21 protein-coding genes and 1 tRNA gene are annotated in these 25,645 nt (G+C 73.3%); 17 read left to right on the plus strand and 5 right to left on the minus strand.

What is annotated here, in order from left to right; genetic code table 11:
• Positions 1-30: 30 nt before the first annotated feature.
• Positions 31-957: a hypothetical protein gene (locus ACYU8I_RS14675; protein ID WP_460842152.1), complete on the minus strand. Its 927-nt coding sequence runs from the start codon at positions 955-957 to the stop codon at positions 31-33.
• Positions 958-1,546: 589 nt separating this feature from the next.
• Here ACYU8I_RS14675 and ACYU8I_RS14680 point away from each other — a divergent pair.
• The 4 genes from ACYU8I_RS14680 to ACYU8I_RS14695 all read left to right on the plus strand — a co-directional run bounded on the left by ACYU8I_RS14680 (position 1,547) and on the right by ACYU8I_RS14695 (position 5,819).
• A complete protein-coding gene (locus ACYU8I_RS14680; protein ID WP_460842155.1) occupies positions 1,547-2,956 on the plus strand; it encodes a glycine--tRNA ligase in 1,410 nt (469 codons plus the stop codon).
• Positions 2,957-3,015: 59 nt separating this feature from the next.
• Entirely contained in the window at positions 3,016-3,645 is a 630-nt protein-coding gene (locus tag ACYU8I_RS14685) for a hypothetical protein (RefSeq protein WP_460842157.1), read from the plus strand.
• Between the two features lie 62 nt (positions 3,646-3,707).
• Entirely contained in the window at positions 3,708-4,841 is a 1,134-nt protein-coding gene (dusB, locus tag ACYU8I_RS14690) for a tRNA dihydrouridine synthase DusB (protein WP_460842158.1), read from the plus strand.
• 159 nt (positions 4,842-5,000) lie between these two features.
• Positions 5,001-5,819 (plus strand): M15 family metallopeptidase domain-containing protein, encoded by an 819-nt coding sequence (locus ACYU8I_RS14695; protein WP_460842160.1) that lies wholly within the window; start codon positions 5,001-5,003, stop codon positions 5,817-5,819.
• Positions 5,820-5,843: 24 nt separating this feature from the next.
• Here the strand turns inward: ACYU8I_RS14695 and ACYU8I_RS14700 are convergent, their stop codons facing one another.
• Positions 5,844-6,467 carry a TIGR03085 family metal-binding protein gene (locus ACYU8I_RS14700; RefSeq protein ID WP_460842161.1) on the minus strand — a complete coding sequence of 208 codons (624 nt, stop codon included), beginning with the start codon at positions 6,465-6,467 and terminating at the stop codon, positions 5,844-5,846.
• 106 nt (positions 6,468-6,573) lie between these two features.
• Between ACYU8I_RS14700 and ACYU8I_RS14705 the strand changes: the two genes are divergently transcribed.
• The 9 genes from ACYU8I_RS14705 (at position 6,574) to lgt (ending at position 15,387) form a co-directional block, all read left to right on the plus strand.
• A complete protein-coding gene (locus tag ACYU8I_RS14705) occupies positions 6,574-8,337 on the plus strand; it encodes an ABC transporter ATP-binding protein (protein WP_460842163.1) in 1,764 nt (587 codons plus the stop codon).
• Complete coding sequence (locus ACYU8I_RS14710; protein WP_460842164.1) at positions 8,334-10,154, plus strand: ABC transporter ATP-binding protein; 1,821 nt, start codon at positions 8,334-8,336, stop codon at positions 10,152-10,154. The genes ACYU8I_RS14705 and ACYU8I_RS14710 overlap by 4 nt, the downstream gene beginning before the upstream one ends.
• A gap of 20 nt (positions 10,155-10,174) precedes the next feature.
• Positions 10,175-10,525 carry a phosphoribosyl-AMP cyclohydrolase gene (gene hisI, locus ACYU8I_RS14715; protein WP_460842167.1) on the plus strand — a complete coding sequence of 117 codons (351 nt, stop codon included), beginning with the start codon at positions 10,175-10,177 and terminating at the stop codon, positions 10,523-10,525.
• The gene (locus ACYU8I_RS14720; RefSeq protein ID WP_460842169.1) at positions 10,518-11,177 is read left to right on the plus strand and encodes a Trp biosynthesis-associated membrane protein; all 660 of its coding nucleotides are present in this window, start codon (positions 10,518-10,520) and stop codon (positions 11,175-11,177) included. Before hisI ends, ACYU8I_RS14720 begins: the two co-directional genes overlap by 8 nt.
• 42 nt (positions 11,178-11,219) lie before the next feature.
• Positions 11,220-11,480: an HGxxPAAW family protein gene (locus tag ACYU8I_RS14725; RefSeq protein ID WP_460842171.1), complete on the plus strand. Its 261-nt coding sequence runs from the start codon at positions 11,220-11,222 to the stop codon at positions 11,478-11,480.
• Between the two features lie 88 nt (positions 11,481-11,568).
• Positions 11,569-12,381, plus strand: a complete 813-nt coding sequence (gene trpC / locus ACYU8I_RS14730; protein WP_460842173.1) for an indole-3-glycerol phosphate synthase TrpC — start codon at positions 11,569-11,571, stop codon at positions 12,379-12,381.
• Positions 12,378-13,667, plus strand: a complete 1,290-nt coding sequence (trpB, locus tag ACYU8I_RS14735; protein ID WP_460842175.1) for a tryptophan synthase subunit beta — start codon at positions 12,378-12,380, stop codon at positions 13,665-13,667. Before trpC ends, trpB begins: the two co-directional genes overlap by 4 nt.
• Positions 13,664-14,491 carry a tryptophan synthase subunit alpha gene (gene trpA, locus ACYU8I_RS14740; protein WP_460842177.1) on the plus strand — a complete coding sequence of 276 codons (828 nt, stop codon included), beginning with the start codon at positions 13,664-13,666 and terminating at the stop codon, positions 14,489-14,491. The genes trpB and trpA overlap by 4 nt, the downstream gene beginning before the upstream one ends.
• A complete protein-coding gene (gene lgt / locus ACYU8I_RS14745; protein ID WP_460842180.1) occupies positions 14,488-15,387 on the plus strand; it encodes a prolipoprotein diacylglyceryl transferase in 900 nt (299 codons plus the stop codon). Before trpA ends, lgt begins: the two co-directional genes overlap by 4 nt.
• A 110-nt stretch (positions 15,388-15,497) precedes the next feature.
• Here lgt and ACYU8I_RS14750 read toward each other — a convergent pair whose 3' ends face one another.
• Entirely contained in the window at positions 15,498-16,724 is a 1,227-nt protein-coding gene (locus ACYU8I_RS14750; RefSeq protein ID WP_460842182.1) for an NAD(P)/FAD-dependent oxidoreductase, read from the minus strand.
• 1 nt (position 16,725) lies between these two features.
• Positions 16,726-16,917 carry a ferredoxin gene (locus ACYU8I_RS14755; protein WP_460842184.1) on the minus strand — a complete coding sequence of 64 codons (192 nt, stop codon included), beginning with the start codon at positions 16,915-16,917 and terminating at the stop codon, positions 16,726-16,728.
• A gap of 316 nt (positions 16,918-17,233) precedes the next feature.
• Here ACYU8I_RS14755 and gltB point away from each other — a divergent pair, with 316 nt between their 5' ends.
• The 3 genes from gltB (at position 17,234) to pyk (ending at position 24,789) form a co-directional block, all read left to right on the plus strand.
• Complete coding sequence (gene gltB / locus ACYU8I_RS14760; RefSeq protein ID WP_460842281.1) at positions 17,234-21,775, plus strand: glutamate synthase large subunit; 4,542 nt, start codon at positions 17,234-17,236, stop codon at positions 21,773-21,775.
• A gap of 38 nt (positions 21,776-21,813) precedes the next feature.
• The gene (locus ACYU8I_RS14765; RefSeq protein ID WP_460842188.1) at positions 21,814-23,280 is read left to right on the plus strand and encodes a glutamate synthase subunit beta; all 1,467 of its coding nucleotides are present in this window, start codon (positions 21,814-21,816) and stop codon (positions 23,278-23,280) included.
• A gap of 66 nt (positions 23,281-23,346) precedes the next feature.
• Positions 23,347-24,789, plus strand: coding sequence for a pyruvate kinase (gene pyk, locus ACYU8I_RS14770; protein WP_460842190.1), 1,443 nt, complete (start codon positions 23,347-23,349; stop codon positions 24,787-24,789).
• Positions 24,790-24,817: 28 nt separating this feature from the next.
• Here pyk and ACYU8I_RS14775 read toward each other — a convergent pair.
• Positions 24,818-24,890: transfer RNA gene (locus tag ACYU8I_RS14775), tRNA-Leu, on the minus strand.
• Positions 24,891-24,949: 59 nt separating this feature from the next.
• Here ACYU8I_RS14775 and ACYU8I_RS14780 point away from each other — a divergent pair.
• Positions 24,950-25,564 (plus strand): ANTAR domain-containing response regulator, encoded by a 615-nt coding sequence (locus ACYU8I_RS14780; RefSeq protein WP_460842192.1) that lies wholly within the window; start codon positions 24,950-24,952, stop codon positions 25,562-25,564.
• The last annotated feature ends 81 nt before the right edge of the window (positions 25,565-25,645 follow it).

Genomic DNA, 25,645 nt, shown 5'->3' on the forward strand with positions numbered 1-25,645 from the left:
CAAGCTCACCCCGATCGAGTTTGAGACCATCTACACGGCCGCTGACGCGGCCTGAAACCACACACCCCAAGTGACAACCAGACCTTCAGCAGTCCCGGTGGTAGTGCCGGGATTGGTGTCGGTGGTGCGGCCGGACATGAGGTCGAGGGCGTGCTGCGGGTCGGCCAGGATCCCCACGGCGGTCGCGCGTCGTTCGTCGCGGGTCGAGGTGTCGCCGAGGTCCCTGAGGTCGGCTGCGATCCGGGAGACGGTGGCGTCGAGGAGATCGGCGTCGTCGGCGTCGAGGGTCATGTTCACGTCGACCACCCCGGGGGCGCGGTGGTCGCGCCGCAGCCACACGCCACGCCGGGTGGCGGCGGCTTCCTCGTCCGCGACGGCGCGGTCGGGGTCGGCGGTCAGCCGGGCTTCGTGCACGAGGCGGGCGGCGTCGACGGCTGCGATCTTCTGCGGGACGGCGGTGACGAGCCGGTCGGCGTGCAGCGCGGCGTCGTAGGTCAGGTCGTGGGTCTCCCGGCTGATCTGCCGGGCCAGCCACACCGGCACCCGACCCTCCTGGGTCAGCGCCCACAGCCGTGGCAGCCGGAACGCCAGCTCGAGGGCGTCGCCGATGAGCTGGCGGGCGTGGTCGTGGGACCGGTCGAGCGCCGCACCGAGCTCGAGCGGCGCGAGCGGGTGCACCAGGGGTGCGCCGGGGCCGGCGATCGGGATGAGCACTCGCGACTGGTCGGTGGCGAGCAGGCCGGGCTCACCCCAGCCCGCGTAGTCAGCCACGACGCCGTCGGCGTCGACCTCGGCCGGGTGAGCGAGCGCCCACTGCACCGCCATCCACACCTGCCGCACCTCGGCTGCATGCACCTGCGCGCGGGCGGTCAGGAGCTCGTCGATGATCGCCGCCCGCACGTCGACGTGTGCCGCGGCAGCGGCCTCGTCGATGCCGGGCAGGGGTGCGATCTCCATGACTGGAGTCTACCGTCAGGCACTGACAATCGAACAGGTGATCGACAGGATCTGGACGGGTGAGAGGGCGTGCGAACGCGGGTACGTCGCGCGGTCTCGCGGCTCGTCGCTGGCGCTCCTCGCACCTCGCACCTCGACCAACCCAGGTCGGTCGGCGCTCCTCGCACCTCGACCAGCCGAGGGCGGTCGGCGCTCCTCGCACCTCGACCAGCCGAGGGCGGCCGGCGCTCCTCGCACCTCGACCAGCCGAGGGCGGTCGGCGCTCCTCGCACCTCGACCAGCCGAGGGCGGCCGGCGCTCCTCGCACCTCGACCAGCCCTGTGGCTGCTCCTCGCACCTCGACCAGCCGAGGGCGGCCGGCGCTCCTCGCACCTCGACCAGCCCTGTGGCTGCTCCTCGCACCTCGACCACCCCAGGGCGGCCGGCACTCCTCGCACCTCGAACAGCCCGGGTCCGCCGGGCGCCGGGCCTCCCAGACGGGGGCTGGGCGGCACCCGGCCCGGGGGAGCGGAGGGCCCTCGCTAGGGTTGACGCTCGCCGTCGGCACCCAGCCGTCGGATCGCGACCCACCCCCAGGAGCTGACTCCCCGTGGCCAAGCCGCCCCCCTCGACCGTCGACCACGTCGTCTCGCTGGCCAAGCGCCGCGGGTTCGTCTACCCGTGCGGCGAGATCTACGGCGGCACCCGCTCGGCGTGGGACTACGGCCCGCTGGGCGTGGAGCTGAAGGAGAACATCAAGCGGCAGTGGTGGCGCCAGGTGGTGCAGGCGCGGGAGGACGTCGTCGGGCTCGACTCCTCGGTGATCCTGCCGCGGCAGACGTGGGAGGCGTCGGGGCACGTCTCGACGTTCACCGACCCGCTGACCGAGTGCCAGTCGTGCCACAAGCGCTTCCGCGCCGACCACCTGCAGGAGGAGGCGGCCGAGAAGGCGTCCAAGAAGGGCGACGACGTCGACCCCGACGACGTCGACCTCGCGACGCTGGCGTGCCCCAACTGCGGCACCCGCGGCGCCTGGACCGAGCCGCGCCAGTTCTCCGGGCTGCTCAAGACCTATCTCGGCGTCGTCGAGGACGAGTCGGGCCTGCACTACCTGCGTCCCGAGACCGCGCAGGGCATCTTCCTCAACTTCACCAACGTCGTGACCAGCGCGCGCCGCAAGCCGCCGTTCGGCATCGCCCAGATCGGCAAGAGCTTCCGCAACGAGATCACGCCGGGAAACTTCATCTTCCGGACCCGCGAGTTCGAGCAGATGGAGATGGAGTTCTTCGTCAAGCCGGGCGAGGACGAGGAGTGGCACCAGTACTGGATCGACGAGCGCACCCGCTGGTACGTCGACCTGGGCATCGACAAGGACAACCTGCGGCACTTCGAGCACCCGCAGGAGAAGCTGTCTCACTACTCCAAGCGCACCGTCGACATCGAGTACCGCTTCCGCTTCGCCGGCTCCGAGTGGGGCGAGCTCGAGGGCATCGCCAACCGCACCGACTTCGACCTGTCGACCCACGCGCAGCACTCCGGGCAGGACCTGTCGTACTTCGACCAGGCCGCGGGCGAGCGCTACGTCCCCTACGTCATCGAGCCGGCGGCGGGCCTCTCGCGCAGCCTGATGACCTTCCTCGTCGACGCCTTCACCGAGGACGAGGCGCCCAACACCAAGGGCGGCGTCGACAAGCGCACGGTCCTCAAGCTCGACCGCCGGCTCGCGCCGGTCAAGGTCGCCGTGCTGCCGCTGTCGCGCAACGAGGCGCTGACCCCCAAGGCCAAGGATCTCGCCGCCGAGCTGCGCCAGGTCTGGAACGTCGAGTTCGACGACGCGGGCGCGATCGGCCGTCGCTACCGCCGCCAGGACGAGATCGGCACGCCGTACTGCGTCACCGTCGACTTCGACACCCTCGAGGACGGCGCGGTCACCGTGCGCGAGCGCGACACGATGGACCAGGAGCGCATCAGCATCGAGGGCCTGCGCCGCTGGCTCGGCGAGCAGCTCGTCGGCTGCTGACCCCGCCGGGGTAGGTGTTTCCGGCCGCGGCGGGGCTCCGCGTCGGCCATGATGTGCGCGTGACGACGTACGCCGCCCGCCTGCTCGCCCCGGTCCTCGTGCTCGCGCTGACCACGGCGGCCTGCGGGGGCGACGACACCTCGGAGCGCCCGAGCGAGGCGGAGAGCTCGCCCAGCGTGGCCCTGCCGACCGGCGACGTCGAGGTGCCCGAGGGCGTCGACCTCACGCCGTCCGGCACGGCGCTCGACTTCGGCGACACCGCGACCGTCGCCTACGAGGCCGGCCGCGACCGCGGCTCGGTGCTCGAGCTCACCGTGCTCGGCGCGACCAAGGGGCGGGTGCGCGACCTGTCGGCCTTCCAGCTCGACGACGCGACGCGGGCCTCGACGCCGTACTACGTGCGGGTGCGGGTCGCCAACGCCGGCCCCGACGACCTCGGCGGTGCCGCGGTGCCGCTGTTCGCCGTCGACGGCCGCGACACCCTCGTGCAGCCGTCGTCGTTCACCGCCGAGTTCGAGCGCTGCCCCTCCACCCCGCTGCCCGAGAAGTTCGTCGCCGACGCGAAGGCGACCCGCTGCCTGGTCTACCTGTTGCCCGATAAGGGCACCCTCGAGGCCGTCAGCTACCGCCCGCTGCAGAGCTTCGAGGCGATCACCTGGACCGGAGACGTGGCCCGTCCCCGACGGTGAGCGCGCCGGGCCGTCTCGGCCCGACTTGAGCGCGCCCCGGTGCGCCACGGACACTGGCGGACGTGACGTTGCGACTGGGTGCACTCGAGGTGGCGGTGCCGGTGGTGCTGGCACCGATGGCCGGCGTCACCAACGCGGCCTACCGCACGCTGTGCGCCGAGCAGGGCGCCGGGCTCTACGTCTGCGAGATGATCACCAGCCGCGGGCTGGTCGAGGGCGACGAGACCACGCTGCGGATGCTGCGCTTCGACGACACCGAGACGGTGCGTTCGGTGCAGCTCTACGGCACCGACCCGGCGTACGTCGGCAAGGCGACCGAGATCCTCGCGACCGAGCACGGCGTGGCCCACGTCGACCTCAACTTCGGCTGCCCGGTGCCCAAGGTCACCCGCAAGGGCGGCGGTGCCGCCCTGCCGTGGAAGCGCCGGCTGCTGGCCGAGGTGCTCGAGGCCGCCGTGGCCGCGGGGGAGCGTCACGGCGTGCCCGTGACCATGAAGACGCGCAAGGGCATCGACGACGACCACCTGACCTACCTCGACGCCGGTCGCATCGCCCAGGAGAGCGGCGCCGCCGCAATCGCGCTGCACGGGCGCACGGCGATCCAGGGCTACAGCGGCGAGGCCGACTGGGACGCCATCGCCAGCCTCGTCGAGCACGTCGACATCCCGGTGCTCGGCAACGGCGACGTCTGGGAGGCCGACGACGCCCTGCGCATGGTCGAGCGGACCGGGGCGGCCGGTGTGGTCGTCGGGCGGGGTTGCCTGGGGCGGCCGTGGCTCTTCCGCGACCTCGCCGCCGCCTTCCGCGGCGAGCAGGTCGCGACCCTGCCCACGCTCGGCGAGGTCGCGGCGATGATGCGCCGCCACGCCGAGCTGCTGGTGCGCTTCGTCGGCGACGAGCTGGGCGGCTGCCAGGAGTTCCGCAAGCACGTCGCGTGGTACCTCAAGGGCTTTCCCGCCGGGGGCGACCTGCGCCGCTCGCTCGCGCTGGTCGAGACGCTCGACGGCCTCGACGTGCTGCTCGCCGAGCTCGACGCCGACGCGCCCTTCCCGGTGCAGGAGCTGGGCAAGCCCCGCGGCCGTCAGGGAGGCCCGCGCAAGTCCGTCGCGCTGCCCGACGGGTGGCTCGCCGACACCGACGGCGGCACCCTCGGCGGCACCCTGCTCGAGGACGCCGGGGAGACGAGCGGCGGCTGACCGGGCCCTGAGAGGTCCGTCACGCCGGTTTGGGCCCCGCCCGCCACCTGTGGCAGGGTCGATGCCCGGTCGGGCGGACCGGATCTCGGGGGAACCGCCGCGTCGCACGCCTCGCGTGAAGCCGACCGTGCCCTGCTCCCGACGTACAGGACCCTCCACGTGCCCCGTCCCACCCGCACGCACCTGCTCGCCACCGGCGGCGCGGCCCTCACCACCGCCGGCGCGGTCGCGCTCGGCGTCCTGGTGACCGCGCCCGCCTCGACCGCCGACCGCACGAGTGCCGCCTCGGTCTCCGACGCCGCCGCGGTCGCCGACCTCGTCGGCGACGAGGAGCGCACCATCGGCACCTCGCGCTCCACCGAGCGCGCCCCCGCGCTGCAGCTGCGGGTCCCCGACGTCGAGCGCACGCTGTGGACGACCGCCCCGCTGAAGCTGCGCGTGCAGCCGCGCGAGCAGGCGCGCAGCGCCGGCACCTTCGACGACGTCAAGAGGATCGGCGTCACCGGCAAGCGCACCAACGGCTACGCCGAGGTCGTCGTCGACGACACGGTGCGCTGGGTCAGCGCCCGCTACCTCGCCGCGAAGAAGCCGAAGCCCGAGCCCGCCACCGGTGCCGCCGCCGGCGTCGACACCTCGCCCTGCGGCAAGTCCGCCTCCGGCGGGCTGCAGCCGAGCGCCCAGCTGGTGATGAACGCCGTGTGCCACGCCTTCCCCGACATCACCACGTACGGCGGAGCGGCCGGTCGCGGCGAGCACGGCACCGGCCTGGCCATCGACATCATGGTGAGCGGCGCGCGGGGCGAGCAGGTCAAGCAGTTCCTCTACGCCAACGCCTCGCAGTTCAACCTGTCGAACATCATCTGGGCGCAGACCATCTGGTCGGCGGAGCGCTCGGGCGAGGGCTTCCGCGGCATGGAGGACCGGGGCTCGACCACGGCCAACCACTACGACCACGTGCACGTCCTGGTCAACGGCTGAGCCGGTGACCGAGGCCGCCCGCCACTAGGAGCCGAGCGACTCCCGCAGCCGCGCGACCGCGTCGGGCGGACCGTCGAGGTCGGCCCGGTGCTCGCGGCGCCCCGACAGCGCCAGCGCCAGCTCGGCGGGGTCGCCGCTGACGACCACGGGGTCGGCGCCGCGGGCGAGCGTGGTACGCCGCTCGCCCCAGCGCGCCTCGACCGGCACGCCCGCGGGCCGCACGGCGGCCTTGCCGAGCGCCCCGAGCTGGCGCCACAGCGAGCGCAGCTCGGCCTCGGGCAGCTCTCGCGGCGACCAGCCCGGCTGGGCCCGGCGCAGGTCCTCGTGGTGGATGAAGTGCTCGAGCCCGTTGGCGAGCCGGTCGACCGGCGGCAGCACGAACGGCGACCACACCGGCGGGCCGGTGCGGACCCGCTCGACGAGCGCGGTGAAGTCCTGCTGGGCGAGCTTGCGTGACTTGCGGCGGGTCAGGCCCGACAGCGGGGCGACGGCGATGCCGACCGCCGCGATGGGGTCGCGCTCGCGCACGAGCAGGTGCACCACCAGGTCGGTGACGTCCCAGCCCTCGCACAGCGTCGGCGCGTCGGGACCGAGCTCGAGCGCGGTGTTGCACAGGGCGGCGCGCTCGGCGCGCGACAGCGGCGGCATGCCCCGACAGTAGGACCTCGCCCCGCCGGGCGGAACCGGCTCGTGCCCGCGGGGAGCGTGTGCCTACGCTGGGGTCGTCGTGCCGAGTCAACCACCGCCCCGTCGTGTGACCTCGAGCCTCGGCGACGGGTTCCGCGTCCTCGGCGCGGGCATCCGTCGCGAGCCCTGGGTCTTCACCCTGTCCACCCTCGGCAGCGTGCTGTTCGGCGCGCTGACGGTCGCCGACGCCTGGGTGCTCGGGTGGGCGACCGACGAGGTGCTGATCCCCGCCTTCGACACCGGCACCACCACGGTGCGCGCGCTGCTGGCCATCCTGGGGCTCTTCGTGGCCGTGGCGATCCTGCGCGCCGTCGGCATCGTCGCCCGCCGGCTCGGCGCCGGGATCATGCAGTACCGCGTGATGGCGGCGTACCGCCGCGAGGTCACCCGGCAGTACCTCTCGCTGCCGATGTCGTGGCACGCTCGCCACCCGACCGGCGAGCTGCTGTCCAACGCCAACTCCGACGTCGAGGCGGCCTGGGCGCCGATCGCGCCGCTGCCGATGGCCGTCGGCACGCTGGCGATGATGCTCATCGCCGTCGTGCAGATGTTCCTCACCGACGTCGTGATGGCGCTGGTCGGCCTGCTGGTCTTCCCGGCCGTGATGCTGGCCAACCTGGTCTTCCAGCGCATCTCCTCCCCGATCTTCACCCGCATCCAGGCGCTGCGCGCCGAGCTGAGCGAGGTCGCCCACGAGTCCTTCGACGGGGCGCAGGTCGTCAAGACCCTCGGGCGCGAGCAGGAGGAGACCGACCGGTTCCGGGCCAAGGCCCACCAGCTGCGCGACGAGGCCGTCCACGCCGGTCGGGTGCGCGCGGCGTTCGACCCGCTGCTCGAGGGCCTGCCCAACCTGGGTGTGCTCGCGGTGCTCGGCGTCGGCGTGGCCCGGGTCGGCACCGGTGCCGCCGACCCCGGTGACGTCGTCGTCATCGCCTACCTGCTGACCATCGTGGCGTTCCCCATCCGCTCCATCGGCTGGGTGCTGGGCGAGTTCCCCCGCTCGGTCGTCGGCTACGAGCGGGTCCACCGGGTGCTCGACGAGACCGTCCGCACCGACTACGGCGAGCAGCGGCTGCCGGCACCGCGCGACCGCGGAGCGCTGCTGCGCGTCGAGGGCCTCCGCTTCGGCTACGACCCCGACCACCGGGTGCTCGACGACCTCGAGCTCGACCTCGCGCCCGGTCGCACCGTGGCGGTCGTGGGGGCGACCGCGTCCGGCAAGAGCACCCTGACCTCGCTGGTCACCCGGCTGGTCGACCCCGACGAGGGCCGGCTCACCCTCGACGGCACCGACCTGCGCGAGCTGGCGCAGGGCGAGCTGGCCGAGCACGTGGCGCTGGTGCCGCAGAGCGCGTTCCTCTTCGACGACACGGTGCGCGACAACGTCACCCTCGGCGCCGACGTGCCCGACGAGGAGGTCTGGGAGGCGCTGCGCACCGCCCAGGCCGACGGCTTCGTCGCCGCGCTGCCGCGCGGGCTCGACAGCCGGCTGGGGGAGCGTGGCACGTCGCTGTCCGGCGGGCAGCGGCAGCGGCTGTCGCTGGCCCGCGCGCTGCTGCACCGGCCCCGCCTGCTCGTCCTCGACGACGCCACCTCCGCGGTCGACCCGGAGGTCGAGGCCCGCATCCTCGAGGGCGTCCGGCACCGCTCCGGCGAGACCACGATGCTGCTCGTCGCCTACCGCAAGGCGACCATCGCCCTGGCCGACGAGGTGCTGTTCCTCGCCGACGGCCGGATCGTCGACCGCGGACCCCACGCCGACCTGCTCGTGCGCCGCCCCGACTACGCGCTGCTCGTCAACGCCTACGACACCGAGGACGTGGTCTCGTGAGCACGACGACCGGCCCTGCCGGCACCAGCGTCGACAGCGGGGAGGAGATCGGCGGCTGGGAGACCCTGCGCCGCGGCATCGCCCACTCCCCGGAGCTGGCCGACGGGTTCAGGCTCACCCTGCTGCTCGCCCTCGTCGGCACCGCCGGCCGCGTCGTCGTGCCGATCGCCGTGCAGCAGACGCTCGACAAGGGCCTCGGCGCGCCGGGCGGCATCGACTACTCGTTCGTCGGGCTGATGGCGGGGGTCGCCGCTCTCGCCATCGTGCTGACGGGCGCGTCGTCGTACCTCATGACCACGCGGCTGTTCACCTCCGCCGAGCGCGGCCTCGCGACGCTGCGCACCAAGGCCTTCCGCCACGTCCACGACCTGCCGCTGCTGACGCAGGACACCGAGCGCCGCGGCGCCCTGGTCTCCCGCGTCACCAGCGACGTCGACCAGGTCTCGCAGTTCCTCGTCTTCGGCGGCGTCTTCGGCATCGTCAGCGTCGGCCAGGTGCTGCTCGCCACCGTGGTGATGCTCTTCTACTCCTGGCAGCTGACGATCCTCGTCTGGGTCGCCTTCGCGCCGCTGTTCCTCTCGCTGCGCTTCTTCCAGCGCCGGCTCTCGGTGTCGTACGGCGTGGTGCGGCGCTCGGTGGGCAGCATGCTGTCGGCCATCTCGGAGCCGGTCGTCGGTGCGGTGACGGTGCGCACCTACGCCGTCGAGGACCGCACCCAGCGCCGCATCGACGAGGCCATCCGCGCCAACCAGGTCGCCGCGACCCGCGCGCAGGGCCTGACCGCCTTCTCGTTCTCGCTCGGCGGCCTCTCCGCCGGCCTCGCCAACGCCGGCGTGCTCATCCTCGGCATCCTGCTCGGCATCGACGGCCAGGTCACCGCGGGCCAGGTCGTCGGCTTCGCGTTCCTCGTGACCCTCTTCGTCGGGCCGGTGCAGATGGGCACCCAGGTGCTCACCGACGCGCAGAACGCCATCGCCAGCTGGCGCCGCGTCATCGGCATCCTCGACACCCCCGCCGACGTCACCGACCCCGGGCCCGACGGCCGTGAGCTGCCCCGCGGCGCGGTCTCGGTCGACTTCGACCACGTCGACTTCGCCTACCCCGACGGGCCGCTCGTGCTGCGCGACGTGCACGAGCACGTCGAGGCGGGCCGCCGCGTGGCGGTGGTCGGCGAGACCGGCTCCGGCAAGACGACCTTCGCCAAGCTGCTCACCCGGCTGATGGACCCCACCGCCGGGGCCGTGCGACTCGACGGCGTCGACCTGCGCGAGGTGACCTTCGCCTCGCTGCGACGACGCGTCGTGCTGGTGCCCCAGGAGGGCTTCCTCTTCGACGACACGCTGCTCGTCAACGCGCGGTACGGCGACCTCGCGGCCTCCCGCGCCGACGTGCGCCGTGCGGCCGAGGAGCTGGGCCTCGGCGACTGGCTGGCCGGGCTGCCCCACGGCCTCGACACCCGCGTCGGCCAGCGTGGCGAGTCGCTCTCGGCGGGGGAGCGGCAGCTGGTCGCGCTGCTCCGCGCGCACCTGGCGGACCCCGACCTGCTCGTGCTCGACGAGGCCACCTCGGCGGTCGACCCGGCGCTGGAGATGCGGATCGGCCGGGCCCTCGAGCAGCTGATGCGCGGCCGCACCAGCATCACCATCGCCCACCGGCTCTCCACCGCCGAGCAGGCCGACGAGGTCGTCGTGATGGACCGTGGCCGCGTCGTGCAGCGAGGCCCCCACGCCGCCCTGGTGCAGCAGCGCGGCGACGACGGGGAGCCGTCGGTCTACCAGCGGCTGCACGCGTCGTGGGTGGCCCAGCGGGTGCTGTGAGCGGCTGGGACACTGGTGGGGTGAGCCCGCTCGACCCCGCCATCGCCGCCCGCCTCAAGCGCGACCCCGCGGGGCTGGTCCCCGCCGTCGTGCAGCAGCACGGCAGCGGCGAGGTGCTGATGCTCGGCTGGATGGACGACGAGGCCCTCCACCGCACGCTCACCACCCGGCGCGGCACCTACTGGTCGCGCTCGCGCCAGGAGTACTGGGTCAAGGGCGAGACCTCCGGTCATGTCCAGCGCGTCGTCGAGGTCCGCCTCGACTGCGACGGCGACACCGTGCTGCTGAGCGTCGACCAGACCGGCCCGGCCTGCCACACCGGCGACGCGACCTGCTTCGACGCCGACGTCCTGCTCGCGGCCGATGGCTGACCCCACGACCGCGACCCGCGCGCGGACCCGCATGGGCCCCGTCGTGCTCGCCGGTCTCGCCACCGCCGGTCTGACGGCGGTCGCGTCCACGCGCCCCTGGGTCGACCTCGGCGACGCCGCCCCACCCGGCCTGTCCGGCGGGGCGATGCCGGGCACCTCGTCAGGGGCCGCGGACCCCACCACCTTCCCGCTCGGCTCGGCGCTGAGCCTCGTCCTGCTCGCCTGCTGGGGCGTGCTGCTCGTGACCCGCGGCCGGGTGCGCCGCGCCTTCGCGGTGCTGGCCGCGCTGACCGCGGTCGGCCTCGTCGCGGCCGTCGCGACCGCCGCCGCCACGCTCCCGGAGAGCGCCGTCGAGTCGGTCACCACCGCCGGCGGCCCCACGGCCGAGGCGTTCTTCACCGCCTGGTTCGTGGTCGCCGCCGTCGGCGCCCTCGCCGCCGTGCTGCCCGCCGTGCTCGCCGTCCGCCTCGCCCCCACCTGGCCCGAGATGGGCGGCCGGTACGACGCCCCGGCCGCCGCGTCCGAGCGGGCCGAGCAGGTCGTCGCTGACCCCGAGGCGGGCGGCGGCGCGGCCACCGAGCGCGACCTGTGGCGCGCGCTCGACGAGGGGCTCGACCCGACCGACCGCTCCCGCCGCGACCAGGACCCCTAGGATTGCCCCGACTCGTCACCGCACCACACCCGAGGAGCCACCTTGTCGGACAACCACGGCAACACCCCGGCCGCCTGGACCACGGTCACGCTGGTCCTCCTGGCGTTCGTGGTCGGTGGCATCGGCCTGATGATCTACAGCTGGCCCGTGTTCTGGATCGGCGTGGCGCTGGCCCCGATCGGCGTCGTCGCCGGCCTCGTCCTCGCCAAGCTGGGCCACGGGGGCGGTGGCGGTCGTCGCCTGCACACCCCCGAGGAGGCCCAGGAGGCCCGTCGGCGGGCGCGCGACGTCCCCTCGTCCTGACCGGCTCCTGAGCGACTCCTGACCTGGGGTCCCGCTCGCCCGTGTGAGAACCTGGGGGGAGCCTGACGACCCTCGGGAGGGGTGTTCCATGTCCGTGCTCGACGACATCGTCGCGGGCGTCCGCGAGGACCTCGCGACCCGTCGTTCGGCCACTCCCGAGGCCGCCGTCGCCGAGGCGGCCGCCGCCCGGCCCGCCGCGCTCGACCCGATGCCCGCGTTCGCCGCGCCGGGGCTCTCGGTCATCGCCGAGGTCAAGCGCCGCTCGCCCAGTAAGGGCCACCTCGCCGAGATCCCCGACCCCGCCGCCCTCGCCTCCGCCTACGCCGCCGGCGGCGCCGACGCCATCTCGGTGCTGACCGAGGAGCGACGCTTCGGCGGCAGCCTCGATGACCTGCGCACGGTGCGCGCAGCTGTGCCGACGCCGCTGCTCCGCAAGGACTTCGTGGTCGACGGCTACCAGCTGCTCGAGGCCCGCGCGGCCGGAGCCGACCTGGTGCTGCTCATCGTCGCGGCGCTCGACGACGTCCGGCTGCGCGACCTGCACCAGCAGGCCGACGAGCTCGGCCTGACCGTGCTGACCGAGGTGCACGACGAGGTAGAAGTGGAGCGTGCGCTGGCCGTCGGTGCCCGCCTCGTCGGCGTCAACGCCCGCAACCTCAAGACCCTCGAGGTCCACCCCGACACCTTCGCGCGCCTCGCCGCGCTGCTGCCCGACGGCGTCGTGCCCGTCGCCGAGTCCGGCATCGCCGGGCCCGACGACGCGGCCGCCTACGCCGAGCAGGGCGCCAGGGTCGTGCTCGTCGGCGAGGCCCTCGTCAAGGACGGCGACCCCGCCGCCGCCGTCGCCGCGATGCGTGCCATCACCACCACCCCCACCCCCTCGTCCGGAGGACGACGATGAGCCTGACCGACGACCGACCCACCACCGCTGCCGGCGCCACCGACATCGGCCCCGACGCCGAGGGTCGCTTCGGCGACTTCGGCGGCCGGTTCATGCCCGAGGCGCTGATGGCCGCCCTCGACGAGCTGACCGCGGCGTGGCGCGAGGCGATGGACGACGAGGCGTTCACCGCCGAGTTCACCCACCTGCTGCGCGACTACGCCGGCACGCCCAGCCGGCTCTACGACGCGACCAAGCTCGGCGAGCGGGCCGGCGCCCGCATCCTGCTCAAGCGCGAGGACCTCAACCACACCGGCGCCCACAAGATCCGCAACGTGCTCGGCCAGGCGCTGCTCACCAAGCGCATGGGCAAGACCCGCATGATCGCCGAGACCGGGGCGGGCCAGCACGGCGTCGCCACCGCGACCGCAGCGGCGTACCTCGGCCTGGAGTGCACCGTCTACATGGGCGAGGTCGACACCGAGCGCCAGGCGCTCAACGTCGCCCGCATGCAGCTGCTCGGCGCCGAGGTGGTGCCGGTGCGCTCGGGCTCGCGCACCCTCAAGGACGCCATCAACGAGGCCATCCGCGACTGGGTCGCCAGCGTCGACCACACCGCCTACTGCTTCGGCACGGCGGCCGGTCCGCACCCGTTCCCCGCGATGGTGCGCGACTTCTGCCGCAGCATCGGCGACGAGGCCCGCGAGCAGGTGCTCGACCTCACCGGCGCGCTGCCCGACTCCGTGGTCGCCTGCGTCGGCGGCGGCTCCAACGCCATCGGCATCTTCACCGCCTTCCTGGGCGACACCGACGTCGAGCTGGTCGGCGTCGAGGCCGGCGGCGAGGGCGTGAGCACGCCGCGCCACGCCGCCACCATCGGCGGTGGGCGCCCCGGCGTCCTCCACGGCGCCCGCACCTACGTGCTGCAGGACGAGGACGGCCAGACCAGTGAGTCGCACTCCATCTCCGCGGGGCTCGACTACCCCGGTGTCGGCCCGCAGCACGCCCACCTCGCCCACACCGGCCGCGCGCGCTACGTCGCCGCCACCGACGCCGAGGCGATGGAGGCGATGGCGCTGCTGGCCCGCACCGAGGGCATCATCCCGGCCATCGAGACCGCCCACGCCGTCGCCGGCGCGCTGAAGCTGGCCGGGGAGCAGCCGGGCTCGACCATCCTGGTCAACCTCTCCGGTCGCGGCGACAAGGACATGGGCACCGCGATCGAGTACTTCGGCCTCGGCCGGGTCGACTCTGACGGCCGCCCCTCCCGCGCCACCACCGAGGAGATCGGCGAGGGCGCGAAGTGACGGCGTCGACGGGCGTGCACAGCACCTCCGGCGCCTTCGAGAAGGCCGCCGCCGACGGGCGCAGCGTGCTCGTCGGCTACCTGCCCGCCGGGTTCCCCGACCGCGACCGCTGCGTCGAGGCGGTGCGCGTCATGGTCGAGCACGGGTGCGACGTCATCGAGGTCGGCCTGCCCTACAGCGACCCGGTCATGGACGGGCCGACCATCCAGGCCGCTGCCCAGCAGGCCCTCGAGGGCGGCTTCCGCACCGCCGACGTCATGCGCACCGTCGAGGCGGTCGCCTCGACCGGGGTGCCGACGCTCGTCATGACCTACTGGAACCCCGTCGAGCAGTACGGCGTCGAGCGCTTCGCCGCCGACCTCGCCTCGGCCGGGGGAGCGGGCCTGATCACGCCCGACCTCACCCCCGACGCGACGGCGGGGGCCGACCGCTGGATCGCGTCGGCCGACGAGCACGGCCTCGACAAGGTCTTCCTCGTGGCGCCGTCCTCCACCGAGACGCGGCTCGCCGCCACCACCGCCGCGTGCCGCGGCTTCGTCTACGCGACCGCGGTGATGGGCGTGACCGGGGCCCGGGCCGCGACCTCCGACCTCGCCGGCCCGCTCGTCGGCCGCACCAAGGCCGTCACCGACCTGCCCGTCGGGGTCGGCCTCGGCGTCTCCGACGGGGCGCAGGCCGCCGAGGTGGCGGCGTTCGCCGACGCGGTGATCGTGGGCTCGGCGTTCGTGCGCGCCCTGCTCGACCACGACGGCACCGCGGCCACGCGGGCGCTGGCCGACCTCACCGACGACCTCGCCGCAGGCGTGCGGGGGGAGCGGGCGTGAGCCTCCCCGACCTCGCGCTGCTGCCGCTGTCGATCCCCAGCCCGTCGCAGGGCGTGTGGTATCTCGGTCCGGTCCCGCTGCGGGCCTACGCCCTGGGCATCATCCTCGGCGTGGTCGCGGCCGTCTGGCTCGGCGGGCGTCGCTGGGAGGCGCGCGGCGGTCGTCGCGAGGACGTCGCCGACGTCGCGCTGTGGGCGGTGCCGGCCGGTGTCATCGGGGCCCGCATCTACCACGTCGCCACCGACCACCAGCTCTACTTCGGCGAGGGCCGCAACCCCCTGGGTGCGCTGGAGATCTGGAACGGCGGACTCGGCATCTGGGGCGCGATCAGCGGCGGGTTCCTCGGGGCGTGGTTCGCGTGCCGCCGCCGCGGCATCCGGATCCTGCCCTTCGCCGACGCGCTCGCCCCCGGCCTGCTCCTGGCGCAGGCCATCGGCCGCCTCGGCAACTACTTCAACCAGGAGCTCTTCGGGCGGCCCACCACGTTGCCCTGGGGCCTGGAGATCTCGCCCGCCAACCGACCGGCGGGCTACGAGCAGTTCGCGACCTTCCACCCGACGTTCCTCTACGAGCTGGTGTGGAACCTCGCGGGCGTGGCGCTGATCATCGCCCTCGACCGACGCCTCCGGCTCGACCACGGCCGGGTCTTCGCGCTTTACGTCATGGTCTACACGGCCGGCCGCGGCTGGATCGAGATGCTGCGCATCGACAGCATCGAGCTCGACGACGTGCTCGGCCTGCGCTGGGGCGTGTGGATGTCGATCGCGCTCTTCGCCCTCGCGGCGGCCTGCTTCGTCGTGGCCGGTCGACGGCACCGCGGCCAGGACGCCCGCGCCGACGTCTACCGCGAGGGCCGCCGACCCGAGCCGGAGCCCGCCGACACCTCCCACGCCTAGAGCTCATCGCTCCGAGGCGCCCTTCGTGACGCCTCATGGAGCGGTCGTCGCGCCCAGAGCTCCTCCGCTCCCTGAGGTGCGAGCGGAGCGAGCCACGAAGGGGCGGCGCCTCAGCGGGTCGGCAGGGGCTTGCTGCGGGCCTGCTCCAGCGCCTCGTCGAACCCCGCGCCCCGCACGAGCAGGGGCCGGAACTTCATCACCCGGCCGGCCACGTCGCGGCCCAGGACGCCCGTCAGGGCGTCGCCGCGTCCGTAGAGCACCAGCCAGGGGCCGTCGGCGGCGCCGAGCACCTCGGTGCGGTCGGCGTCGCGGGCGGTGCCGAGCAGCTGCACCTTGGCGTCGTGCACGTCGGACCAGACGTAGGGGACGGTGACGTGGTCGCGCAGCGGCTCCTCGCGAGCGGCCGCGACCACGTTGGCGCCGACCAGCAGTCCCTGCTCGTGGGCGTTGGTCCAGTGCTCGACGCGACGGGTGCCGTCGGCGTCGCGCACCCGGGCGACGTCGCCGGCGGCCCACACGCGGGGGTCGCTGGTGCGCAGGGTGGGGTCGACGACGACGCCGTCGTCGAGCGCGAGCCCGCTGCCCTCGAGCCAGCCGGTCGCCGGGGCCGCCCCGACGCCGACGACCACGAGGCCGGCGTCGACGACCGTCCCGTCGTCCAGCTGTACGCCGCTCACGCGGCCGCCGCGGGTGGCGAACCCGCTCACGGTGACACCGGTGCGCAGGTCGACGCCGCTGTCACGCGTCAGGGCCACGAGCAGCTCGGCCGCCTCCGGTCCCACCGACCGCGCGAGCGGCCGGGGGGAGGCCTCGAGCACGACGACCTCGGCGCCGCGGGCCCGCACCGCGCTCGCGACCTCGAGGCCGACGAAGCCGGCCCCGACCACGACGACGCGCTCGCCCTCGTCGAGCGCCGAGCGCACCGCGACCGCGTCGTCACGGGTGCGCAGCACCACGACGCCGGGGGCGTCGGCACCCTCGAGGTCGAGGGTGCGGGCGTGCGCGCCGGTGGCGACGACGAGGTCGTCGTACGGCGCGTCGTCGTCCCCGACGCGCACCGTGCGCGCGGCGAGGTCGACGCCGGTGGCGGGGGAGCCGAGCCGGAGCGTCACCCCGAGCTCGGCCAGCGCGGCCTCGTCACGGTAGGGGCGCAGCGCCGTCCCGGGGTCGCCGTCGGGGGCCAGCAGCTGCTTGGACAGCGGCGGCCGGTCGTAGGGCAGGTGCGGCTCGGCGCCGACGAGGGTGACCGGGCCGTCGTGCCCGGCGCGGCGGGCGCCCTCGACGGCGCGGAGCCCGGCCAGCGAGGCCCCGACGATGACGAGGTGGCGCCCGGTCACCTCAGCCCTCGACGGTGAGCGCGGAGTTGGGGCAGGCCTCGCAGGCCGCGACGATCTCGGCGCGGCGGGACTCGTCGGGGGACTCCTCGTGGATCTGCAGGTAGCCGTCGTCGTCGAGCTCGAAGACATCGGGCGCGAGCGACTCGCACATGCCGATGGAGGTGCAGGCCGAGGTGTCGAGCAGGATCTTCACGGTGGTCTCCCGGGCTGGTGGGCGAAGGACCAGTTTGACATCCGACCGCGGGATGTAAAGCGGGCGTGACCGGCGACACACCGGCCCCGTCCCGCGGTCGGGCCCCGGTGGCCGGCAGGACGGGCGACCCCCGTGCCTGGGATAGGCTGACCCGGCACGGGCCAACGTCGTCCCAGCACCAGCATGCGTACAACACCGCCGCACGCGTCGACGAGGCGTCCGGAGCCCCGGCACCATCTCGGGTCCGGCACCGGGAACCCGCTCCTCGTCGTGTGCACGAACCACGTTGGGAGGAGCGCGCGTGACGGCCTCACCTATGTCTTCCGCACCGGCGCCCCAGGGGCTCTACGACGGTCAGCACGAGCACGACGCCTGTGGCGTCGCCTTCGTCGCGACCATGTCCGGCGAGCCGAGCCACGCGATCGTCGCGCAGGCGCTGACCGCGTTGCGCAACCTCGAGCACCGGGGCGCCGCGGGCGCCGAGGCCAACTCGGGCGACGGCGCGGGCATCCTGATGCAGGTTCCCGACCGGTTCCTGCGCGAGGTCTGCGCCGAGGCCGGCTTCGAGCTCCCGCAGCGCGGGTCCTACGCCGTCGGCACCGCGTTCCTGCCCGGCGACGCCGACGCGGTCGCGAAGACGCGCACCCGCATCGAGGAGATCGCCGCCGAGGAGGGCCTCACCGTCGTGGGCTGGCGCGAGCTGCCCACCGACCCGAGCTCGCTGGGCCGCACCGCGGTCGACTGCATGCCGAGCTTCAGCCAGCTCTTCGTCTCCGCCACCGGCACCCGCCTCCTGGGCATGGGCCTCGAGCGACTGGCCTTCTGCCTGCGCAAGCGCGCCGAGCGCGAGACCGACGTCTACTTCCCGTCGCTGTCGAGCCGCACCATCGCCTACAAGGGCATGCTCACCACCGACCAGCTCGACCACGTCTTCCCCGACCTCGTCGACGAGCGCGTCGAGTCGGCGATCGCGGTCGTGCACTCGCGGTTCTCGACCAACACCTTCCCGAGCTGGCCGCTGTCGCACCCGTTCCGGTTCATCGCCCACAACGGCGAGATCAACACCGTCATGGGCAACCGCAACTGGATGCGGGCGCGGGAGGCGCTGCTGGCCTCCGACCTCATCCCGGGCGACCTCGACCGGCTGTTCCCGATCTGCACCCCGGGCGCGAGCGACTCGGCGTCCTTCGACGAGGTGCTCGAGCTGCTGCACCTCGGCGGGCGCAGCCTGCCGCACTCGGTGCTGATGATGATCCCGGAGGCCTGGGAGAACCACACCGAGATGGACCCCGCCCGGCGGGCCTTCTACCGCTTCCACTCCTCGCTGATGGAGCCGTGGGACGGCCCCGCCTGCGTCGTGTTCACCGACGGCACCCAGGTCGGCGCCGTGCTCGACCGCAACGGCCTGCGTCCTTCGCGCTACTGGGTCACCGACGACGGCCTCGTCGTGCTCGCCAGCGAGGTCGGCGTGCTCGACATCGCCCCCGACAAGATCGTGCGCAAGGGTCGGCTGCAGCCGGGCCGGATGTTCCTGGTCGACACCGACGAGCACCGCATCGTCGAGGACGAGGAGATCAAGTCCGGCCTCGCCGCCGAGCACCCGTACGACGAGTGGCTGCACGCCGGCCTCATCGACCTGCCCGACCTGCCCGACCGCGAGCACGTCATCCACTCCCACGCCTCGGTCACGCGGCGTCAGCAGATCTTCGGCTACACCGAGGAGGAGCTGCGTGTCCTGCTGACCCCGATGGCCAACACCGGCGCCGAGCCGATCGGCTCCATGGGCACCGACACCCCGGTCGCGGTGCTCTCGAGCCGGCCGCGGTTGCTCTTCGACTACTTCGTCCAGCTCTTCGCGCAGGTGACCAACCCGCCGCTCGACGCGATCCGCGAGGAGCTGGTCACCAGCCTGAGCGGCGCGATCGGGCCGGAGTCCAACCTGCTCGCGCCCTCGCCGGCCTCGTGCCGCCAGGTGGTGCTGCCCTTCCCGGTCATCACCAACGACGAGCTGGTCAAGATCCGCCACATCAACCGCGACGGCGACATGCCGGGCTTCATCGCCCACGTCTCGCGCGGACTGTACGACGTCGAGGGCGGCGGCGAGGCGCTGGAGGCCCGGCTGGCCGAGATCTGCTCCGAGGTCAGCGCCGCCATCGCCGACGGCGCCCGCGTCATCGTGCTCTCCGACCGCCACTCCGACGCCACCAAGGCGCCGATCCCGTCGCTGCTGCTCACCGCGGCGGTGCACCACCACCTGGTGCGCGAGAAGACGCGCACCCAGGTCGGCCTGGTGGTCGAGGCCGGCGACGTGCGCGAGGTGCACCACGTCGCGCTGCTCGTCGGCTACGGCGCGGCCGCGGTCAACCCCTACCTCGCGATGGAGTCCGTCGAGGACCTCGCCCGTGACGGCTACTACGTCACCGCCGAGCCCGAGAAGGCCGTGGCCAACCTGGTCAAGAGCCTGGGCAAGGGCGTGCTCAAGGTGATGTCGAAGATGGGCGTCAGCACCGTCGCCTCCTACACGGGTGCCCAGATCTTCGAGGCGCTCGGGCTCTCGCAGGAGCTCGTCGACGCCTACTTCACCGGCACCACCTCCAAGCTGGGCGGCATCGGGCTCGACGTGGTGGCCGAGGAGGTCGCCCGCCGGCACCGCACGGCGTACCCCGTCGGCGGCATCGCCCCGGCGCACCGCTCGCTCGAGGTGGGCGGCGAGTACCAGTGGCGCCGCGAGGGCGAGCCGCACCTGTTCGACCCCGAGACCGTCTTCCGGCTGCAGCACGCCACCCGCGCCGGCAAGTACGAGGTGTTCAAGCAGTACACCTCGCGGGTCAACGAGCAGTCCGAGCGGCTGATGACGCTGCGCGGCCTGTTCCGGTTCAAGGACGCCTCGGTGACCGGCCGCGAGCCGATCGACGTCTCCGAGGTCGAGCCCGTGGAGTCGATCGTCAAGCGCTTCTCCACCGGTGCGATGTCCTACGGGTCGATCTCGGGCGAGGCGCACGAGACGCTCGCGATCGCGATGAACCGCCTCGGCGCGAAGTCCAACACCGGCGAGGGCGGCGAGGACGCCGACCGGCTCTACGACCCCGAGCGCCGCAGCGCGATCAAGCAGGTCGCCTCGGGCCGCTTCGGGGTGACGTCGGAGTACCTCACCAACGCCGACGACATCCAGATCAAGATGGCGCAGGGTGCCAAGCCCGGCGAGGGCGGCCAGCTGCCCGGGCACAAGGTCTACCCGTGGGTGGCCAAGACCCGGCACTCCACGCCCGGCGTGGGCCTGATCAGCCCCCCGCCGCACCACGACATCTACTCGATCGAGGACCTCGCCCAGCTGATCCACGACCTCAAGAACGCCAACCCGTCGGCGCGCGTGCACGTCAAGCTCGTCGCCGAGGTCGGGGTCGGCACGGTCGCGGCCGGCGTCTCCAAGGCGCACGCCGACGTGGTGCTCATCTCGGGCCACGACGGCGGCACCGGTGCCTCGCCGCTGACGTCGCTCAAGCACGCGGGCGGGCCGTGGGAGCTCGGCCTGGCCGAGACGCAGCAGACCCTGCTGCTCAACGGCCTGCGCGACCGGATCGTCGTGCAGACCGACGGCCAGCTCAAGACCGGCCGCGACGTCGTCGTGGCGGCGCTCCTCGGCGCCGAGGAGTACGGCTTCTCGACCGCGCCGCTGGTGGTCTCGGGCTGCATCATGATGCGGGTCTGCCACCTCGACACCTGTCCGGTCGGCGTCGCCACCCAGAACCCCGTGCTGCGCGAGCGCTACTCCGGCAAGGCCGAGTACGTCGTCAACTTCTTCACCTACATCGCCGAGGAGGTGCGCGAGCTGCTCGCCGAGCTCGGCTTCCGCACCCTCGACGAGGCGATCGGCCACGCCGACGTCCTCGACGCCACCGAGGCGGTCGACCACTGGAAGGCGGCCGGCCTCGACATCGCGCCGGTCTTCCACGTGCCCGAGCTGCACGAGGACTCCGCGCGGCGCCAGGTCCGCGGCCAGGACCACGGCCTCGACAAGGCGCTCGACAACGAGCTGATCGCCCTCAGCGAGCCCGCCCTCGAGCGCGGCGAGCCGGTGCGCGCCCAGCTGACGATCCGCAACGTCAACCGCACCGTCGGCACGATGCTCGGTCACGAGGTCACCAAGCGGCACCGCGCCGAGGGCCTGCCCGAGGGCACGATCGACACGACCTTCACCGGCTCCGCCGGCCAGTCGTTCGGCGCCTTCGTGCCGCGCGGCGTCACGCTGCGCCTCGAGGGCGACGCCAACGACTACGTCGGCAAGGGGCTCTCGGGCGGCCGGCTCGTGGTGCGGCCCGATCGCGACGCGACGTTCGCGGCCAACGAGCACATCATCGCCGGCAACACGCTGGCGTACGGCGCCACGTCGGGCGAGATCTTCGTGCGCGGCGGGGTCGGCGAGCGGTGCGCCGTGCGCAACTCCGGCGCGCACCTGGTCACCGAGGGCGTGGGCGACCACGGCTGCGAGTACATGACCGGCGGCCGCGTGGTCGTGCTCGGCAAGACCGGGCGCAACTTCGCCGCCGGCATGAGCGGCGGTGTCGCCTGGGTGCTCGACCTGAAGGACTTCCGCGTCAACAAGGAGCTCGTCGAGCTCGGTCCCGTCACCGACGAGGCCGCCGAGGAGCTGCACGCGCTGGTCCGGGCCCACGCCGAGGAGACCGGGTCGGTCGTGGCCACCGAGCTGCTGGCCGACTGGGAGACCTCGCTGACCCGCTTCACCGAGATCATCCCGCGTGACTACCGCGTCGTGATGGACGCCAAGGCCAAGGCCGAGGCCGACGGGCTCGACGACCGCGAGGTGGCGAACAAGATGATGGAGGCCCTCCATGGCTGAGTCGCTGACGCACCGCACCGACCACGAGGGAGGTCACCGTGGCTGATCCGAAGGGGTTCCTCAAGCACGGCCGCGAGGTCGCCGACCGGCGCCCGGTCGAGGAGCGCAAGCAGGACTGGAACGAGGTCTACCCGGGTGGGCCCGGGCGCGCCCTGCTGCCGATCATCCGCACCCAGGCCTCGCGCTGCATGGACTGCGGCATCCCGTTCTGCCACCAGGGCTGCCCGCTGGGCAACCTCATCCCCGAGTGGAACGACCTCGTCTACCGCGAGGACTGGGACGCCGCGATCGAGCGGCTGCACGCGACCAACAACTTCCCGGAGTTCACCGGGCGGCTGTGCCCGGCGCCGTGCGAGACCGCCTGCGTGCTCGGGATCAACCAGGACCCGGTGACGATCAAGAACGTCGAGGTCTCGATCATCGACCGCGCCTGGGAGTCCGGCGCAGTGCGTCCGCAGCCGCCGGAGTGGCTCACCGGCCGCACCGTCGCGGTCGTCGGCTCGGGTCCGGCCGGTCTCGCCGCCGCCCAGCAGCTGACGCGTGCGGGTCACACGGTCGCGGTCTACGAGCGTGCCGACAAGATCGGCGGGCTGCTGCGCTACGGCATCCCCGAGTTCAAGATGGAGAAGCAGGTCCTCGACCGGCGGCTCGACCAGATGCGTCGCGAGGGCACGGTCTTCCGGGCCGGCGTCGCGGTGGGGGAGACCCTGACCGGCGACCAGCTGCGCGAGCGCTACGACGCCGTCGTGCTCGCGATGGGCGCGACCGCGGCGCGCGACCTCGACGTACCGGGGCGTGAGCTCGCCGGCATCCACCAGGCGATGGACTACCTGCCGCAGTCCAACCGGGTCTCGGTCGGCGAGCAGGTCGACGACCAGGTCCGTGCCGACGGCCTCGACGTGGTCATCATCGGCGGTGGCGACACCGGTGCCGACTGCCTCGGCACCGCCATCCGCCAGGGCGCCCGGTCGATCACCCAGCTCGAGATCATGGGCAAGCCGGGCGACGACCGCCCCGCCAACCAGCCGTGGCCGACGTACCCGATGCTCTACCGCGTCGCGTCGGCGCACGAGGAGGGCGGCGAGCGGGTCTACTCGGTCTCCACCAAGCAGTTCCTCGGCGACGACGAGGGCCGCGTGCGGGCCCTGCAGCTGGTCGAGGTGCGCTTCGTCGACGGCAAGCTCGAGGAGGTGCCGGGCACCGAGCAGGAGATCCCGGCTCAGCTGGTGCTCTTCGCGATGGGCTTCGTCGGTCCGGAGAAGCCGGGGCTCGTCGAGCAGCTCGGTGTCGACCTCGACCCGCGCGGCAACGTCGCGCGCGACCAGGGCTACCAGACCTCCGTCGAGGGTGTCTTCGCCGCGGGTGACGTGGGCCGGGGGCAGTCGCTGATCGTGTGGGCGATCGCCGAGGGGCGCGCCGCGGCCGCCGCGGTCGACACCTTCCTCAGCGGCTCGACCACCCTGCCGGCGCCGATCCCGCCGACGGAGCGCCCGCTCACCGCCTGACGTCGTTCACCCGGCGGTCGCCGTACGGTTTGGATCGATCAAACCCCGAAGCGCTAGGGTCGGGGGGTGCGTAGAGCCAAGATCGTCTGCACCCTCGGCCCAGCCACCTCCAGCCTCGAGCAGGTGCGAGAGCTCGTCGCCGCCGGCATGGACGTCGCCCGGATGAACCTCTCCCACGGCGACCACGCCGACCACGAGGATGTCTACCGCAACGTGCGGCAGGCCTCCGACGAGTCGGGGCACGGCGTCGGCATCTTCGTCGACCTCCAGGGGCCGAAGATCCGCCTCGCGACCTTCCGCGAGGGCTCGGCCCGGATCCACGCGGGCCAGGCGTTCACCATCACCACCCGCGAGGTCCCGGGCGACAACGAGGTCGCAGGCACGACGTACGCCGGTCTGCCCGGCGACGTGGGCCCGGGCGACCAGATCCTCATCGACGACGGCAAGGTCCGGCTCCGCGTCAGCGAGGTCGACGGCCAGGACGTGCACACCGTCGTGGTCGTCGGTGGGCGCATCAGCAACCACAAGGGCATCAACCTGCCCGGCGTGCCGGTGAGCGTGCCGGCGATGTCGGAGAAGGACATCGCCGACCTGCGCTGGGGGCTGCACCTCGGCGTCGACTTCGTCGCGCTGTCCTTCGTCCGCAACGCCCGTGACGCCGAGGACGTGCGCGACGTGATGCGCGAGGAGGACATCCTCGTGCCCGTCATCGCCAAGATCGAGAAGCCGCAGGCCATCGACAACCTCGACGAGGTCGTCAAGGCCTTCGACGGCTTCATGGTCGCGCGCGGCGACCTCGGCGTGGAGTGCCCGCTCGAGGACGTGCCGTTCCTGCAGAAGCGCGTGGTGGAGAAGGCGCGGCGCAACGCCAAGCCCGTCATCGTCGCCACCCAGATGCTCGAGTCGATGATCAGCGCGCCGGCCCCGACCCGTGCCGAGGCCTCCGACGTCGCCAACGCCGTGCTCGACGGCGCCGACGCGGTGATGCTCTCGGGCGAGACCAGCGTGGGGGAGTACCCCGTCGAGGCCGTGCTGACGATGGCCCGCATCATCAGCTCCACCGAGGACCACGCGCTGCACAGCATGGCCGCGATCGACTGGCAGCCGCGCACCAAGGGCGGTGTCATCGCCAAGGCCGCGGCCGAGGTCGCCGAGCGCGTGGGCGCGAAGTACCTCGTCGCCTTCACCCAGAGCGGCGACTCCGCCAAGCGGCTCTCGCGCTACCGCGGGCCGGTCCCGGTGCTGGCCTTCACCCCCGAGTCGCAGGTGCGCTCGCAGCTCTCGCTCACGTGGGGGGTGGAGACCTTCCAGACCGCGGCGGTCGAGCACACCGACGAGATGGTGCGCCAGGTCGACGAACAGCTGCTCGCCATCGGCCGCGTCACCGAGGGCGACCTCGTCGTCATCATCGCCGGCAGCCCGCCCGGCATCCCCGGCTCCACCAACGCGCTGCGCGTGCACCGCATGGGCGACGCCATCAACGAGACGGCGCCCGCCTACCGCCGCTGAGCCGACGTCGTCGGGGGCGCGGCACGAGTGCCCCGGGTGGGACTCGAACCCACACTGGACGGTGTTTGAGACCGCTTCCTCTGCCGTTGGGATACCGGGGCCACGGGCGCTGCTGGCAGGGCGGCGGACACGCTATCCCACGCCCACTACGCTGCTCCCCGTGACCGTCCCCCCTGCGTCGTCTGGCTCGCCCGTGCGCCGTGTCGTCGTCGCCGACGACGAGGGCCTGATCCGTCTCGACCTGGTCGAGATGCTGGGCGAGCTGGGCTACGAGGTGGTCGGCGAGGCCGCCGACGGCGAGCGCGCGGTCGAGCTGGTCCAGTCCGAGCGACCCGACCTCGTGCTGATGGACGTGCGCATGCCGCGCCTCGACGGCATCGCGGCGGCCGAGCGGATCGCACGCGACCGGCTGGCGCCGGTGGTCATGCTGACGGCCTTCTCGCAGCGCGACCTGGTCGAGCGTGCGCGCGACGCCGGGGCGATGGCGTACCTCGTCAAGCCGTTCTCGCGCGACGACCTGGTGCCCGCCATCGAGATGGCCGTGAGCCGGTTTGCCGAGGTCACGCAGCTGGAGGCGGAGGTCGCCGACCTCCAGGACCGGCTCGAGACGCGCAAGGCGCTCGACCGGGCCAAGAGCGTGCTGCAGGAGCAGCTCGGCGTCAGCGAGCCGGAGGCGTTCCGCTGGATCCAGAAGACCGCGATGGACCTGCGGCTGAGCATGCGACAGGTGGCCGAGGGGGTCGTCGAGCACGGTCCCGCCCTCCGCGGGAGCTGAGTCGTAGGTCACGAATCGGCAACGACGCGAGTCGTGACCATCTCGTGCTCCCGGCGACGGTCGTGCAGCGGATAACTTGCG

Source organism: Nocardioides marmoraquaticus (assembly GCF_054777915.1).